Annotated in this window: 15 protein-coding genes and 1 tRNA gene; 11 read left to right on the top strand and 5 right to left on the bottom strand. The window is 63.4% G+C overall.

The annotated features are described in order from the left end of the window. Positions 1-6: 6 nt before the first annotated feature. Positions 7-1,356, bottom strand: coding sequence for an MFS transporter (locus GRI47_RS06555; protein WP_160660497.1), 1,350 nt, complete (start codon positions 1,354-1,356; stop codon positions 7-9). 161 nt (positions 1,357-1,517) lie between these two features. Here GRI47_RS06555 and pgsA point away from each other — a divergent pair, with 161 nt between their 5' ends. Continuing rightward, positions 1,518-2,111, top strand: coding sequence for a CDP-diacylglycerol--glycerol-3-phosphate 3-phosphatidyltransferase (gene pgsA / locus GRI47_RS06550; RefSeq protein ID WP_160660496.1), 594 nt, complete (start codon positions 1,518-1,520; stop codon positions 2,109-2,111). A 4-nt stretch (positions 2,112-2,115) separates the two neighbouring features. Continuing rightward, positions 2,116-2,823 (top strand): hypothetical protein, encoded by a 708-nt coding sequence (locus GRI47_RS06545; protein WP_160660495.1) that lies wholly within the window; start codon positions 2,116-2,118, stop codon positions 2,821-2,823. On the opposite strand, the gene GRI47_RS06540 is transcribed toward GRI47_RS06545, so the two are convergent. Continuing rightward, positions 2,820-3,728, bottom strand: coding sequence for a LysR substrate-binding domain-containing protein (locus GRI47_RS06540; RefSeq protein WP_160660494.1), 909 nt, complete (start codon positions 3,726-3,728; stop codon positions 2,820-2,822). The genes GRI47_RS06545 and GRI47_RS06540 overlap by 4 nt on opposite strands. Positions 3,729-3,738: 10 nt before the next feature. Beyond that, on the bottom strand, positions 3,739-4,947 hold the full coding sequence (rnd, locus tag GRI47_RS06535) for a ribonuclease D (RefSeq protein ID WP_160660493.1): 1,209 nt from the start codon (positions 4,945-4,947) through the stop codon (positions 3,739-3,741). 178 nt (positions 4,948-5,125) lie between these two features. On the opposite strand from rnd, the gene aspS reads away from it, so the two are divergent. Continuing rightward, positions 5,126-6,991 (top strand): aspartate--tRNA ligase, encoded by a 1,866-nt coding sequence (aspS, locus tag GRI47_RS06530; protein WP_160661347.1) that lies wholly within the window; start codon positions 5,126-5,128, stop codon positions 6,989-6,991. A 63-nt stretch (positions 6,992-7,054) separates the two neighbouring features. Here aspS and GRI47_RS06525 read toward each other — a convergent pair whose 3' ends face one another. Further along, positions 7,055-7,486, bottom strand: coding sequence for a ferritin-like domain-containing protein (locus GRI47_RS06525; protein ID WP_160660492.1), 432 nt, complete (start codon positions 7,484-7,486; stop codon positions 7,055-7,057). Positions 7,487-7,653: 167 nt separating this feature from the next. Between GRI47_RS06525 and GRI47_RS06520 the strand changes: the two genes are divergently transcribed. The 8 genes from GRI47_RS06520 (at position 7,654) to GRI47_RS06485 (ending at position 15,001) form a co-directional block, all read left to right on the top strand. Further along, complete coding sequence (locus GRI47_RS06520; RefSeq protein WP_067683987.1) at positions 7,654-7,890, top strand: acyl carrier protein; 237 nt, start codon at positions 7,654-7,656, stop codon at positions 7,888-7,890. Positions 7,891-7,984: 94 nt separating this feature from the next. Then, positions 7,985-9,244, top strand: coding sequence for a beta-ketoacyl-ACP synthase II (gene fabF, locus GRI47_RS06515; RefSeq protein WP_160660491.1), 1,260 nt, complete (start codon positions 7,985-7,987; stop codon positions 9,242-9,244). Position 9,245: 1 nt separating this feature from the next. Continuing rightward, positions 9,246-10,217 (top strand): endolytic transglycosylase MltG, encoded by a 972-nt coding sequence (gene mltG, locus GRI47_RS06510; RefSeq protein ID WP_160660490.1) that lies wholly within the window; start codon positions 9,246-9,248, stop codon positions 10,215-10,217. Further along, positions 10,214-10,723, top strand: a complete 510-nt coding sequence (locus GRI47_RS06505; protein WP_337190657.1) for a 2'-5' RNA ligase family protein — start codon at positions 10,214-10,216, stop codon at positions 10,721-10,723. Before mltG ends, GRI47_RS06505 begins: the two co-directional genes overlap by 4 nt. Positions 10,724-10,856: 133 nt before the next feature. Next, positions 10,857-10,933, top strand: a tRNA-Met gene (locus tag GRI47_RS06500). Between the two features lie 119 nt (positions 10,934-11,052). Next, positions 11,053-11,796: a trehalose-phosphatase gene (gene otsB / locus GRI47_RS06495; protein ID WP_160660488.1), complete on the top strand. Its 744-nt coding sequence runs from the start codon at positions 11,053-11,055 to the stop codon at positions 11,794-11,796. Then, entirely contained in the window at positions 11,793-13,625 is a 1,833-nt protein-coding gene (locus GRI47_RS06490) for a glycoside hydrolase family 15 protein (RefSeq protein WP_160660487.1), read from the top strand. Before otsB ends, GRI47_RS06490 begins: the two co-directional genes overlap by 4 nt. Further along, a complete protein-coding gene (locus GRI47_RS06485; RefSeq protein ID WP_160661346.1) occupies positions 13,622-15,001 on the top strand; it encodes a trehalose-6-phosphate synthase in 1,380 nt (459 codons plus the stop codon). Before GRI47_RS06490 ends, GRI47_RS06485 begins: the two co-directional genes overlap by 4 nt. 3 nt (positions 15,002-15,004) lie before the next feature. Here the strand turns inward: GRI47_RS06485 and GRI47_RS06480 are convergent, their stop codons facing one another. After that, positions 15,005-16,051 carry a LacI family DNA-binding transcriptional regulator gene (locus GRI47_RS06480; RefSeq protein ID WP_160660486.1) on the bottom strand — a complete coding sequence of 349 codons (1,047 nt, stop codon included), beginning with the start codon at positions 16,049-16,051 and terminating at the stop codon, positions 15,005-15,007. Between the last annotated feature and the right edge of the window lie 10 nt (positions 16,052-16,061).

Raw genomic sequence — 16,061 nt, 5'->3', positions numbered from 1 at the left:
ACGCGGTCAGGTAGATGCTTCCGCAGCGCGTTCGGCCATGACGAGCCTGCGCGCGAGCCAGCAGCTCACGAGACACATGCCCGCGCTCATCAGCACTTGATCGGTTATTTCGAGCCCCACTGCCGTCAGGGCCATGGCGAGGAGGGCACCGCCCACCATCGCACCCGAATTGACGATATTGTTGGCCGCGATCGTGCGCGACGCCTGCTCGGGCGCGACGCGCGTCGTCAGGAAGGCGTAGAGGGGCACGACGAACATGCCGCCTGCGATCGCGATGCCTAAGAGCGCTCCAAGCAGCGGATAGGCCATCGGCACGGCGAGGAATTGCGGCACGTCGAGCAGCGGCCCCTCGGTCGGCACCGGCCAGATCCGCGCGACGAACCAGAAGGCAACGACGAATCCCGCCATCACGATCACCGAAAACGGCGCGAACCGGGCCGAGACCTTCCCTTTCAGCAAGTGGTTCACCGCAACCGATCCGATCGCCACGCCGACCGAGAAGATCACCAGGAACAGGCTGGCGACTTCCTTGCTGGCCGAGATGACGTTCTTGGCGAGCGGGGGAAACTGGATGAACAGCACCGCCCCGATGGTCCAGAAGAAGCTGATGGCGAGGATCGCGTAATAGATCTGGCGATCGTGCATCGTCCGGCGGATCAGCGCCACCGACGATCGCAGGATGTGGCGATCGATCCGCTCGATCGCACCGAGCGGTGGCGCGCTGGGGACCTGCCGGGCGGTGACATAGCCGACCAGCGAGGTGACGATGATCAGACCCGCGGCCCACTCGATCGGTATCCAGCCGGCCAGGATCGTCCCGGTCAGGATCGCGACGTAAGTCCCCGCCTCCACCAGCCCGGTGCCCGCCAGCACCTCGTCCTTGCGCAGGTGCTGGGGCAGGATCGCATATTTGATCGGGCCGAGGAACGTCGACTGAACCCCCGTCAGGAACAGGGCCAACAGCATCAGCGCGATCGGCAGCGTCGTGTCGATCGTCGCGAAGCCGAGCGGGATCGACAGCGGGAGGTCGAAGCCGCGCCAGGCGAGGAACAGCCCGCTCGCCCCGATCAGCATCAGGCCGATCTCGCACAATTTGACCCGCCGGATGATCGCCGCCTTGTCGCGCATGTCGGCCAGCTGGCCCGCCAGCGCCGACAGGATGAAGAATGGCAGGATGAACAGGCCCGAAGCGACCGCGCTGAACATCCCCTCCGCTTCTTCGGAATTATAGACCTGATACACGACGAACAGGACCATCGCGGTCTTGTAGAGATTGTCGTTGAAGGCGTTCAGCAGCTGGGTGCAGAACAGGGGCAGGAAACGCCGCGTTCGCATCAGATGCGTGGTGATCGTCAAACTCTGTCCCCTGCCGTCCCGATGCGGCCTCTCCCGCTCCCTAGAACAGCGGGGGCGTGGCTTCCAAGTCAAATGGTAGCCTGGCTTGAGATGGCGCCGTTGCGCAATCGTGACATCAGACGGCTTTTGCTCCGCCGCCGCACGCGCTAGGGGAGGCGGAGATGCTGAGCCTGCCCAATATCCTGACCCTGTCGCGGATCTTCGCGATCCCGCTGCTCGCCTATTTCCTGTGGTGGCCGGGCTGGGCGACAGGCTTCCTCGTCGCCTTCGTCCTCTACTGCCTGATGGGCATCACCGATTATTTCGACGGTTATCTGGCGCGGGCCAGCGGAGCGGTGTCGAAGCTGGGCATCTTCCTCGACCCAATCGCGGACAAGATCATGGTCGCTGCCGTCATCCTCGTGCTGGCAGCCCAGGGCGTGCTGCGCGGGCCCTATGTGGGCGATATGCACGTGATCGCAGGGCTGATCATTCTGGTGCGCGAGATCGCCGTGTCGGGCCTGCGCGAGTTTCTCGGCGGCTTGCAGGTCTCCATGCCGGTCAGCCGCCTGGCGAAGTGGAAGACAACCTTCCAGCTCGTCGCGCTCGGCTCGCTGATCCTGGGGCAAGGCCTGCCGGACTGGCTGGTGACGATCGGCGATTTGGAAGCCAACGTCCCGCACACGGTTGGGCTGACGACCCTGTGGGCCGCGGCGGTGCTGACGCTGATTACGGGGTGGGATTATTTGCGGGTCGGCCTGAAGCACATGGATTAGGGGTGTGACGAAGGAGCAAACGATAGACTGGCTTGGCCGAATCGCAATTTTCACCTTCATCTATTATGTCGCCACTTTTGCGTTCGAAATCGGCTTTTTTTGGGATCTCGGTCTCGAGTTCATTCCCGTATTTTCGGTTTTTGAGCACGCTATGAACGCTGTCGTTTATGCGACAAGTACAGTAGGTGTTTTAATATTCGTATACTTGGCATTTCAAATGCCAGCGATATTCTTTGTTGCGAGCAATGATCAAAAGAAAATTGAAAATTCTGATACCGTTTCACTTACGCGGAAGCAGCGTATCATCTCCATCGCATTAATGGCACCAGCTGGAATGATTTGCGTCGCGGCTTTAATTGGCTCTAGCTTAGACGCGATCAAACTTGGATTTTCGCCAAAAAGTGTTTGGCCAATTTTAGCTTCATTTACGTTTTTTGCGTATCTCGTTGATCATCAGCTTGGGAGAAAACGAATTTGGGCCCTGCCCGCTCTCCTTCTATTCATCCTGAGTCCCGTCGCCTTAGGTGAAAAAATTTTTCATGATCGTATCGAGTCCTCCAGTTCCATTTATGAATTGCGAGAGGCTGAGGCAGTGCGCGTCGTTGACGTGCATTTTATCGGCAATGCCAAAGTACTTTTCACAAATCAAAATGGGACAACAGAAATTCGAAACTTCTCTGACGATCTCGCTATTCGTAAATTCACTCCCTAACCCGCTCGCAATTCCTCGGCCAGCAGTTCGAAATCGCTGCGGCGGGGGGAATTCTTGCGCCAGATGAGGGCGATCTCGCGCGCGGCGTTTTCGGTTTCGAGCGGGCGGGCGACTACGTCGGTTCCCTGGAGGATGCCCGCTTCGACCGCCATTTCGGGAATCATGGTGAGGCCAAGCCCGTTATCGACCAGTTGCACCAGCGTGTGCAGGCTCGTGCCGATCATGGTGGCCGAACCGCGCAATTCCGGGCGGTTGCAGGCGGCGAGCGCGTGGTCCTTGAGGCAGTGGCCATCCTCCAGCAGCAACAATCGCCCGCCCGCGCTCATCGCGTCGATCTCGTCGGCGGAGATGGTGGCGGGGGGATCGCGCGGATCGTCCTTCGGGAAGGCGACGAACAGCTGGTCGTCTGCGATGTGCGCCTGCTCGACCTCGCCGGTGGCGAAGGGGAGGGCGAGCAACACGCAATCGACGCGCCCGTGCTGGAGGGATTCGACCGCGTCCTGGCTGGTTTCCTCGCGCAGGAACAGTTCGAGATCGGGGCGCTCCTTCCGCAGGCGCGGCAAGAAACGGGGCAGCATGAACGGCGCGATCGTGGGGATGACGCTCATCCGTAACTGCCCGGCGAGAGGCTTGCCGGCGGCCTGCACCAGATCGGAGAGTTCTTCCGCCTCGCGCAGGATGCGGTGCGCCTTCTCCACCACCTGATTGCCCAGCGCGGTGAAGCGGACCACCCGGCGGCTGCGTTCGACCAGCGTCACGCCGAGTAGCGATTCCAGCTCGCGTATCCCCGCGCTCAAGGTCGACTGCGAGACGAAGCTCGCCTCCGCCGCGCGGCCGAAATGGCCGTGTTCGTGCAGCGCCACGAGATATTGCAGCTGCTTGATGGTGGGGAGGTAGGTGCTCACCGCTTCGCGCTCACTCCGCCGCTTCCTCGATGGCGAGCGTGGGCTCGTCGGCGGCGGTGTCGACGCGGGTCATCAGCAATCGGCCGTCCTTCACCGCGAAGGCCATGCGCCCTTCGACCAGTTCGAGCGCATCCTTCCCGAACACCTCGTAACGCCAGCCGTCGAGGATCGGCAGATCGCGCGCCCCGGCGGCGAGCGCTTCCATCTCGTCCGTGCGCGTCAACAGCCGCGCCGCCACGTCGATCTCGCGCGCGCGAATCTTGAGCAGCAGCTTCAACAGGTCCGCGACGAGCGCGCCCTCCTTGCCGAGCGGCGCGCCGCGCTTGGCCTTTTCGGGCATTTCGTCCTTGGGCAGAGGCTCGGCGCCTTCCAGCACCTTCATCAGCCTTTTGCCGATATCATTGTCCTTCCAGGCGTTCGAGAGGCCGCGCACCTTGGTGAGATCGCCCTGGCTTTTGGGCGGATGGCTGGCGATGTCGGCCAGCGTCTCGTCACGCATGATGCGGCCGCGCGGGATGTTCTTGTGCTGCGCCTCGCTCTCGCGCCAGGCGGCGAGGGCTTTCAGCCGGCCGAGGACCTGCGCGTTGCGCCCCGGCGAGCGGATACGATGCCAGGCGGTGTCGGCGTCATTGGCGTAATTCGCCGGATCGGCCAGCTTCTCCATCTCCGCATCCAGCCACGCGCCGCGCCCGGTCTTGATCAGCTTCTTCAGGATGCGCGGGAAGATCTTGGCGAGATGCGTCACGTCGCCGATCGCATATTCGATCTGGCGGTCGGTCAGCGGACGGCGGCTCCAATCGGTGAAGCGCGCGCCTTTATCGACCGTGAAGCCGAGCCAGCTTTCGACGAGATTGGCATAGCCGATCTGTTCGGACTGGCTGATCGCCATCATCGCGATCTGGGTGTCGAAGATCGGGTGGGGCGTCTTGCCGGTGAAGTTGTAGACGATTTCGACGTCCTGCCCCCCTGCGTGGAAGATCTTGAGCACGTCTTCGTTGTCGCAGAGCAGGTCCCAGAGCGGTTGCAAGTCGATCCCGTTGGCCAGCGGATCGACCGCGGCGGCTTCCTCCTCGTTCCCGATCTGCACCAGGCAGAGTTCGGGCCAGTAGGTGTTCTCGCGCATGAATTCGGTGTCGACGCAGACGAAATCGCCCTGCGCCAGCCTTTCGCACAATTCGGCGAGCGGTTCGGTGGTGGTAATGAGGTCGTGGATTTTCATCGTTTCTTTTCTGTCTGTCGGACGGAGTGCCGTCCGGCGGCGCACCTGCCTTGACAAAAAGGCGGGCTTGCCCTGTTAGCGCGCGCGTTTCCTGCTAGAGGGAGCGCAGCGCGGCCCGGCCGCGATCGGGGGCGATGCGGCCCCTAGCGCCATAGCACCGATTTTGGAAAGTTTTTCGATGCACGCCTATCGCACCCACACCTGCGCCCAACTGACCAAGAACGACGTCGACCAGAGCGTCCGCCTGTCCGGCTGGGTCCATAACAAGCGCGATCATGGCGGTGTCCTGTTCGTCGACCTGCGCGACCATTACGGGATCACCCAGATCGTCGCCGACAGCGACAGCGAGGCGCTGCCGGTGCTCGAAAAGCTGAAGCTCGAATCCGTCGTTACGATCGACGGGACGGTGAAGGCGCGCGATGCGGCGGCGGTGAACGCCAATCTGCCGACCGGCGAGATCGAGGTCTTCGCCCGCGCGATCGAAGTGCAGAGCCGGGCGAGCGATCTGCCGCTGATCGTCAATTCGGCGGAAGACTATCCCGAGGATATCCGTCTCAAATACCGTTTCGTCGATCTGCGACGCGAGCGGGTGCACGCCAATATCATGCTGCGCAACAAGGTGATCCAGAGCCTGCGCCGCCGCATGACCGATCAGGGGTTCAGCGAATTCCAGACGCCGATCCTGGGCGCATCCAGCCCCGAAGGCGCGCGCGACTATCTGGTGCCCAGCCGCCTTCACGCCGGACGCTTCTACGCGCTTCCCCAGGCGCCGCAGATGTTCAAGCAGTTGCTGATGGTCGCGGGCTTCGACCGCTATTTCCAGATCGCACCCTGTTTCCGCGACGAGGATCTGCGCGCCGATCGCTCACCTGAATTCTACCAGCTCGACTTCGAAATGAGCTTCGTGACGCAGGAAGACGTGTTCAACACGATCGAGCCGGTGCTGGCGGGCGTGTTCGAGGAGTTTTCCGGCGGCAAGAGCGTGACGCCCGCGGGCGAATTCCCGCGCATCCCCTACGCCGAAGCCATGCTGAAATATGGCAGCGACAAACCCGATCTGCGCAATCCGCTGATCATCTCGGACGTCACCGAGCACTTCACCAGCTCCGGCTTCGGCCTGTTCGAAAAGATCGTGGGCGGCGGGGGCCGGGTGCGTGTGATCCCCGCGCCGAACACGCATGAGAAGAGCCGCAAGTTTTTCGACGACATGAACGACTGGGCGCGCAAGGAAGGGTTTGCGGGCCTCGGCTACGTCACGCGCAAGCAGGGCGAGTTCGGCGGCCCGATCGCCAAGAACCACGGCACCGAAGGCATGGAGAAGCTCTATGCCGAGCTGGGCCTTGGCGAGAATGACGGGCTGTTCTTCGCCGCGGGCAAGGAAAAGGACGCCGCCAAGCTCGCCGGTGCCGCGCGAACTCGCGTTGCGGAGGAATTGGACCTGATCGAACAGGGCTGCTTCAAGTTCTGCTGGATCGTCGATTTCCCGATGTTCGAGTGGGACGAGGACCTCAAGAAGGTCGATTTCAGCCACAACCCGTTCTCGATGCCGCAGGGCGAGATGGAGGCGCTGGAAACGCAGGACCCGCTCGACATCAAGGCCTGGCAGTACGACATCGTCTGCAACGGCTACGAGCTGAGTTCCGGCGCGATCCGGAACCACAAGCCGGAAATCATGTACAAGGCCTTCGCGCTGGCCGGTTATTCGCAGGAGGAGGTCGATGCGAACTTCTCCGGCATGATCGAAGCGTTCAAGCTGGGCGCGCCACCGCATGGCGGTTCCGCTCCGGGGATCGACCGGATCGTGATGCTGCTGGCGGACGAGCCGAACATCCGCGAGGTCATCGCCTTCCCGATGAACCAGCGCGCGCAGGACCTGATGATGGGTGCGCCGAGCGTGGTGAGCGCCAAGCAGCTGCGCGAACTCAACATCCAATTATCGCCCAAGGCGCGCGAGGCGACCGAAACCGCGCGCAGTGGCGAGAGCACGGATATGAACACGAACGCCACCGTTCGCGACGAAGACCCTCAGGCCCAGGACGGCTGAACCGATACGAAAAGGGCGCGGAGTTCGATCCGCGCCCTTTTATCTTGAATTTCAGTGCGGCTGTCAGTCGTACTGCTTCTCGATCATGTCGCCGAAGCGTTCGCCTTCGCTGATCTCCGCGAGGCACTGCTGAACGAGAGCGCGCTCGTCGGCTTCGAGATCGTCGCCTTCCAGCGCCTTTTCGAACTTGCCCTTGATGTAATCTTCACCTTCCTCGACGCGCTCGGCAGCGGCTTCGTCGCCATTCTCGAACAGGTCGGTGATATCGGTCCACATCCGGTGCAGGTCGCCGGTGACTGTGCCCTTGGTCACCAATTCGTCGCCCTGGCGTTCGAGCTGGGCATTCAGAGTGCCGAGCGTCTGCTGCCGCTTGTCGAGCCGCTGCTGCAAGGCCTGCTTCAACTGGGCGCTCTTGGCCTTTTCATGCGCCTTGCGATAGCCTTCGACCGAATCGAATGTGGTGTCGGTCAGGCTCTTGAATACGGTGGAAGTCATTGATTTGCGTCCCTTCATGGGGTTGGTAGTATCTCTGCCAACGCGCGGGATGTCGCAAAGGTTCGGCGGTTGATCGGACAATGGGTCGAGATGCCCTTGCGCTGCGCCGCCCCGTTCATTAGGGCGAAAGCCAATTTGCAAACCCCCATTTTTCGAGAGGGAATAAAATGAGCGATACCGCCGAGCGCGTGCAGAAGATCGTCGTCGAACATCTGGGCGTGGAAGCCGACAAGGTGACGCAGGATGCCAGCTTCATCGACGATCTGGGCGCCGACAGCCTCGACATCGTTGAACTCGTCATGGCGTTCGAAGAAGAATTCGGTGTCGAAATCCCCGACGATGCGGCTGAGAAGATCACCACCGTCGGCGATGCGACCAAGTATATCGAAGAGCACAAGGGCTGATCGCCCGTTTGGCTAACCCGCCCCTGAAAGGCGGGATCGGACAGGCCCGAGCCCCTAGCCGGGCCGGGCCTGTTGCATTTTTCGGAGAGTTCCTATGCGCCGCGTCGTCGTAACCGGACTGGGCCTCGTCACCCCGCTGGGCGGCGATGTCGAGACTACCTGGGCCAATCTGCTCGCCGGGGAAAGCGGGGCGGGGCCGATCACCCGCTTCGACACGACGGGCCAGAAATGCCTGATCGCCTGCGAGGTGAAGCCCAAGGACCACCCTTGGGGCTTCGATCCCGACAAGCGCGTGGATCACAAGGTCCAGCGCCAGGTCGATCCTTTCATCGTATACGGGATCGATGCGGCGGGTCAGGCGATCGAGGATGCGGGCCTCGAAAACATGGATCAGGCCACGAAGGAGCGCGCGGGCGTTTCGATCGGGTCGGGCATTGGCGGCCTGCCGGGTATCGAGAGCGAGAGCCTGGTGCTGGCGGAACGGGGTCCGGGCCGGGTCAGCCCGCATTTCGTCCACGGACGGCTGATCAATCTGATCGGCGGGCAGGTCTCGATCAAATACGGCCTGATGGGTCCGAACCACGCCGTCGTCACGGCCTGTTCGACGGGCGCGCATTCCATCGGGGATGCGGCGCGGATGATCGCGCTGGACGATGCCGACATCATGCTGGCGGGCGGGGCGGAATCGACCATCAACCCGCTCGGCGTGGCAGGCTTCGCGCAGGCGCGCGCGCTCAATATGAGCATGAACGACCGGCCCAAGGAAGCCAGCCGCCCCTACGACAAGAACCGCGATGGGTTCGTGATGGGCGAAGGCGCGGGCGTCGTCGTTCTCGAAGAATACGAGCACGCCAAGGCGCGCGGCGCGAAGATCTATGCCGAAGTGGTCGGTTACGGCCTGTCGGGCGATGCCTATCACGTCACGGCCCCGCACCCCGAAGGCAAGGGCGCGGAGCTGGCCATGAAGATGGCGCTGAGGAAATCCGGGCTGGAGGCGTGCGACATCGATTACGTCAACGCGCACGGCACCTCGACCATGGCCGACACGATCGAGCTGGCCGCCGTCAAGCGCGTGCTGGGCGACGATCTGTGCGGCGCGTCGATGAGCAGCACCAAATCCGCCATCGGCCACCTGCTTGGCGGGGCGGGCGCGGTCGAGGCGATCTTCTGTATGCTCGCCATCCGCGACCAGATCGTGCCTCCCACGCTCAATCTCGACGATCCCGACGAGGGGACCGAGGGCGTCGATCTCGTGCCGCACACGGCGAAGAAGCGCGAAGTGAGGGCGGCGCTCAACAACAGCTTCGGCTTCGGCGGCACCAACGCCTCGCTGGTGGTCAAGCAGGTCGATTGAGATGAAGCGGATCGGCCTGCTGGCGGCGGGGGTCGCCGCACTGGTCGCGCTTGTCGGTGTCATCTGGCTGGCGGCGGGCTGGTGGGCGACGTCGGATATCGAGGAGGATCGCGAATTCACCGTCGCTTCGGGATCGAGTTTGACGGCAGTCGCCGACAAGCTCGAATCGGAAGGCGCCATCGCGTCGGCGAACAGCTTCCTGCTGCGCGCCAAGCTGCTGGGCAGCGGCGATCCGGTCCAGGCAGGGGAATTCCTGCTGCCCGCCGGGATCAGCCCTGCGGGAATGCTGGACACGTTGCAGCATGGCCAACCGATCCGTCGCTTCGTCACGATTCCCGAAGGCACCCCTTCGATCCTGGTGCACGAGCGCCTGATGGCCGAGCCGCTTCTGACCGGCGAGATCCCGGTTCCGGTTGAAGGATCGGTGCTTCCCGACACCTATGATTTCGAACGCGGAGAACCGCGCGCCCGTGTCCTTGCGCGAATGCAGGCGGCGATGCAGAACTATCTCGCCGAAGCCTGGCCCAAGCGCGCTTCGGATATCGCGGTCGACAATATCCAGGATGCGGTGACGCTCGCCTCCATCGTAGAGAAGGAAACCGGAGTCGCGCGCGAACGCCGCATGGTCGCGGGTCTCTATTCCAATCGCCTGAAGGACGGGATGCTCTTGCAGGCCGATCCGACGATCATCTATCCGATCACGCGGGGCAAGCCGCTCGGCCGCCGTATTCGCCAGTCCGAAATCGCGGCGGTCAACGATTACAACACCTATTCGATGACCGGCCTGCCCAAGGCGCCGATCACCAATCCGGGTCGCGAGGCGATCGCGGCGGTGCTGAACCCGGCCGAGACCGATGCGCGCTACATGGTGGCGGATGGGACCGGGGGCCACGCTTTCGCCCAGACGCTCGACGAGCATAACCGCAATGTCGAAAAATGGTTCGCCCTGCGCCGGGAACGGGGCGAGATGTGAGCGATGCGCCGCTGATTCTGACGGCGCAGCTACCGCCGGACCTCCACAGCTGGGCAACCCGATTACGGGACGAGCATTTCCCGCCCGAGCGCAATTACCTGGAAGCGCATGTCACGCTGTTTCACGCGCTTCCCGGCCAGTGCGAAGACGAGGCGCGGCGCTTCCTCGCGCGGTTGGCAGGCGAAATCGCGCCCGTGCCCGCGCGGCTCGAAGGAGTGATGTCGCTCGGCGGCGGGACGGCGCTGAAGTTGTCGAGCCCCGATATGCTCGAATTGCGCGATCATATCGCGGACCATTTCCACGGGATGCTGAGCGCGCAGGACCAGCATCGTCCGAGGCTGCACGTGACGATCCAGAACAAGGTCACTTCGAAGGAGGCGAAAGCTCTCCAGGCGCAGATGGTCGGCACTGTCACCGCCCGCGATTTCATGTTTCCCGGCCTCTCTCTGTACCGCTATATCGGCGGGCCGTGGGAATACGTTCGCGGCTTCGCGTTTCGCGGGTGAGCGAGCCTGCGGGGCGGGCGTTTTCCCGGTTGACCCCAGCGGACCATCGCCGTAAACGCGCCGCCTGCCCGGGGCTGGATAGGCTTGCAGGGCGCCTTTCCCGCACCCGCATCCCGATGCGGTGCGCCGATGGGGCGGAGTAGCTCAGGTGGTTAGAGCAGCGGAATCATAATCCGCGTGTCGGGGGTTCAAGTCCCTCCTCCGCTACCATTATCCCATATCCATACAGGTGTAGCGGAACTGCCCGAAGGCTGTTCCAAGACCAGGACTTGCCGGCGCCATCCGACATCGCTTGATCGCGCAGGCCACGCATCGCTAAGACGCGCGGCATGAACCAGTCCTCTGCGCTGCCTCCACCGCCCCCTCTCGACCGGCTCGCGGAGCGCGGGCCGCTGGCGCTGTTCCTCGATTTCGACGGGACACTGGTCGAACTTGCCGATACGCCCGACGCCATCCACGTTCCGCCGACACTGTGCGCGCGGTTGAAGGCGCTGGCGGATCGATTGGATGGGCGCCTCGCGCTCGTCAGCGGGCGCGCGCTCGACGATATCGAGAGCCATCTGCCCGATATCGCAGTGGCACGCGCCGGATCGCACGGCGCGGCGCGCAAACACGCCGACGGTCGCTGGCTTGGCGAGGAGCCCGAGGGGCTTCCCGAAGCCGCGGTCCAGGCCATGCGCCGCCTCGCCGAGCGTGAGGGGCTGTTATACGAAGCGAAGAGCCATGGCGGCGCGCTGCATTATCGCGCCGCGCCGGAAAGTGGGGCGATGGTGCTGTCCTTCGCGCGCGATCTGGCGAAAGAACACGATCTCGATGTCAGGAGCGGCAAGGCGGTCGTCGAACTGGTCCGGCCCGGTGCGGACAAGGGCGGTGCGGTGCGGGCCTTTCTCGAAACGCCTGCCTTCGCAGGCGCACAACCATGGTTCGTGGGTGATGACGTCACCGATGATGACGGGTTCTCCGCCTGCGCCGAAATGGGCGGCGGCGGGGTCCTGGTGGGCGATCGACAGGGAAGTAGCGCCCATTTCGCACTTGCGAACGTGGCGCGAACCATCGAATGGTTGGGGCTATGAGTGTTTCGCACGATATTTTGCGCCCCAGCGAGAGCTTCGAACAGGCCGATCTCGAATTGTGGCCGATCGGCAATTGTCAGGTCAGCGGGCTGGTCGACCGCACCGGCGCACTTGTCTGGGGCTGCGTCCCGCGCGTCGATGGCGATCCGGTGTTCTGCGCGTTGCTCAACGGCGACCGACGCGATGCGGGGATCTGGCGTTTCGAACTCGAAGGGCAGATTTCGCTCGAACAGCATTACGAGCGCAACACCGCCATTCTGGTGACCCGGATCGAGGCGGAGGATGGCAGCGCGGTCGAAATCCGCGATTTCTGTCCGCGCTTCGAAAGTTCGGGCCGGATGTACCGTCCGGTGGCCTGGGTCCGCAATGTCCGCCCGGTGTCCGGCAATCCGCGGCTGCGCGTGGTGCTGAAGCCGATGCGCGATTACGGTGCCGAGATCGCGCCGACCACGCACGGGACCAATCACGTCCGCTATCTGATCGGTCCGCAGGCCCTGAGGCTCAGCACCGATGCGCCGATCGGATATGTGCTCGAGGATCGATCCTTCAGAGTCGAGAGCGAGCTGCATTTCTTCCTCGGCCCGGACGAACCGTTCAGCGGCAATCTGCGTTCGGAATTGCAGCGTATGGAAGCGCTGACGCGCGATTACTGGAAGATCTGGACGCGCGGCCTCCATATCCCGCTGGAATGGCAGGACGAGGTGATCCGCTGCGCGATCGGGCTGAAATTGTGCCAGCACGAGGAAACCGGTGCCATCGTCGCCGCGCTGACGACTTCGCTTCCCGAAGCGCCGGGCAGCGAGCGCAATTGGGATTACCGCTTCTGCTGGATTCGCGATTCCTATTACACGGTGCAGGCTTTGAACCGGCTTGGCGCGCTCGACGTGATGGAGAAATACCTCGCCTATCTGCGCAATATCGTCGATTCGGCCAAAGGGGGACAGATCCAGCCGCTCTATTCTGTGATGGGCGAACACGAGCTGGAAGAGACCTTCGCCACGAACCTCGCCGGATATCGCGGCATGGGGCCCGTCAGGCGCGGCAATGCCGCCTACACCCAGGTCCAGCACGATTGCTACGGCCAGATCGTGATGCCGACCGCGCAGGGCTTCTTCGACCGGCGCCTTTTGCGCATGGCGGACGATCGCGATTTCGCGAAGCTGGAACAGGTCGGCGAAATGGCCTGGGCGATGCACGACCAGCCCGATGCGGGCCTGTGGGAATTCCGCACCCGGCAGGAAGTCCATACCTATTCCGCTGTGATGTGCTGGGCGGCCTGCGATCGGCTCGCCAATGTCGCCGATCATCTCGGCAAGGCGGATCGCCGCGAATTTTGGCGGGAGCGCGCCGAAGCGATCCGGCAACGCATCGAGACCGAGGCGTGGAAGGACAGCGAGGATGGGGGCCATTACGGCGCCAGCTTCCAGAGCGACTATCTCGATGCCAGCCTGCTGCAGATGATCGAACTGCGCTTCATTTCGCCCGACAATCCGCGCTTCACCTCCACCTTCGCCGCGATCGAGCGGGAATTGCGGCGCGGCAATCACATGCTCCGCTATGCTGCGGAGGACGATTTCGGCGCGCCGGAAACCGCGTTCAACGTGTGCACTTTCTGGCTGATCGAGGCGCTGCATATCGCGGGGCGGGACACCGAAGCGCGCACCCTGTTCGAGACGATGCTTGGCCATACCACCCGCTCGGGGATGTTGAGCGAGGATTTGGATTACGAAAACAACGAGTTGTGGGGGAACTTCCCGCAGACCTACTCGCTGGTAGGAGTGATCAATTGCGCCGGTCTGTTGTCCAAACCGTGGAGTGAAGTCCGATAGCGAAACTCGTCGTCATCTCGAACCGGGTCGCAGTACCCAAGGCGCGCGGCGCTGCCGGAGCGCAGGGCGGGCTTGCCGGGGCCCTCAATTCCGCGCTCCGCAAGCATAGCGGCGTCTGGTTCGGCTGGTCGGGGCAGGAAAGCGAAGAGGGCGCGGGTGGCGGGATCGATACCCAGACCCATGATGGCGTGACCACCGCGACAGTCGACCTTTCAAAGCGCGATATCGACGAATATTACAACGGCTACGCCAACGCGACCCTGTGGCCGCTGTTCCACTACCGCCTCGACCTCACCGAATACGAGCGCGAAACCGGCAAGGGGTATGAGCGGGTCAACGAAGCCTTCGCCGAAGCGGTTACGCCGCTGATCGAGGAAGACGATCTCGTCTGGGTGCACGATTACCATCTGATCCCGCTCGGCGAACGATTGCGTTCGCGCGGGATCACCAACCGCATCGGGTTCTTCCTCCATATTCCCTGGCCGCCGACCCGCCTGTTCGTTTCTCTGCCGTATCACGAGCGGTTGGTGCGCACGATGCTGCAATACGATCTGATCGGCTTCCAGACGCAGGAATGGCTCGACAGCTTCCTGCATTACTGCACCAAGGAGCTGGGCGCGGAGGTGGACGAGGCGACCGGCTCGGTCACGCTCGACGGGCGGACGGTCACGGCCAGGGCCTATCCCATCGGGATCGATTGGGATCACTTCCAGGCGCAGGGCGATACCGGCGAATCGCGACAGGCCGAACAGCGCCTGCTGTCGTCCACCCGGCGACGCACGGCGATGATCGGGGTCGACCGGCTCGATTATTCGAAGGGGCTGCCCGAACGGATCGACGGGATCGGCCGCTTCTTCGATCAGCACCCGGAGAGGGTGCGCGACCTCGTCTATATCCAGGTCGCTCCGCCCAGTCGCGAAGATGTCGAAAGCTATCAGCAGATCCGCACCCTGCTCGAACAGAAAACGGGCCAGATCAACGGCGCGCGTTCCGAGGTCGATGTGGTGCCGATCCGCTACGTCAACCGCGGCTACACCCATGCGCAGCTCTACGGCTTTTTCCGGGCTGCCAAGATCGGCCTGGTGACGCCTCTGCGCGACGGGATGAACCTGGTCGCGAAGGAATATGTCGCGGCGCAGGACCCGGACGATCCCGGCGTGCTGATCCTGTCGCGCTTTGCAGGGGCGGCGCAGCAATTGGAGGACGCGGTGCTGGTCAACCCCCACAGTCCCGACGATGTCGCCCATGCCATCGGCAGGGCGCTCGACATGACGCTCGACGAGCGGCGCGCCCGTTACGACAAGATGGTGCGAACGGTGCATGACGAGAATGTCCAGAACTGGACCGAGGATTTCGTCACCGATCTGACGGGCTGATTTTCAGCGTGGTGCGCGCACGCTCCGGCGTTCGACCAGTCTGACGGGTACGCGCCGCTCGCTTGATCCGGCATCCAGCGCGACGGAAACGAGCATCTCGCCCGCGAGCGCGAATTCAGGTTCCACGGTGGTGAGCGGAGGATGCGAATGCGCCCCGCTGCCCAGACCGTCGAATCCGACCACGCCGATGTCCCCCGGCACGTCGATACCGCGTTGCGCAAGATGGTCGAGCGCACCGAGCGCCATGGCATCGCAGGCGAAGAAAAGACCTTCGGGCCGATCGCCTTTCAGGATCGCCTCCATCGCGGCGCGGCCTTGCCCATCGCGCGTTTCGCCCGTGCCAGTCACCGGGGGGAGGGGGGCGAGGCCCTGGGCCGTCATCGCCCGGCAATAGCCTTCGTACCGTTCGCCGAACTGGAGCTGATGCCCGCCGGTCTCGCCGACAAAAGCGATCCGGCGATGGCCTGCCGCCACCAGCCGCTCGACTGCCAGCTGGGCGCCTTGCAGATTGTCTGAGCGGACCCATTCGTTCTCTTCGCCGCCCACGCCCCAGAACGCCATGTTCGGCTGGTCTTCGGACAGATTGCGGAAATGCTCCCAGGCGGGAAGATTGGCAGTCGTACCGATCACGATCACCGCGTCGGCCCGCCGTTCCTCGACGAAGCGGCCGAACAGCTGCTCGGGCTCGCTCTGAAAGGTGACCAACGCCTCGAACCCGCGCGCGGCCGCCGCTGCGCAGGTGCTGCCGAGGAGCGTGAAATGGAAAGGGTTGATCGCCCGCACGTCACCGCCCTCGCGCGTGATGACTACGATTGCGATCGTGCGCGTGTCCCCGCTGCGCAGGCGCGCGGCGCGGGAATCGACGAAATAGCCGAGTTCGCGCGCAGCCTCCTCCACGCGCCTGCGGGTCGCGGCGGTGATCGTCTCCAGCCCGGCGAGTGCGCGGCTGACCGTGGACTGGCTGACGCCTGCACGTTCGGCGACGTCGAAGGACGTGACTCTGCGTCGCTCGCCCGCTTCGGCTTGGACTGTTCTCTCCCTCGTACTCATCTCGCTGGGC

The sequence above is a fragment of the Qipengyuania pelagi genome, from assembly GCF_009827295.1.
GTDB lineage: Bacteria > Pseudomonadota > Alphaproteobacteria > Sphingomonadales > Sphingomonadaceae > Qipengyuania > Qipengyuania pelagi.
The sequence above is the reverse complement of the archived record's forward strand: the minus strand, read 5'-3'. Positions and strand labels throughout refer to the sequence as shown.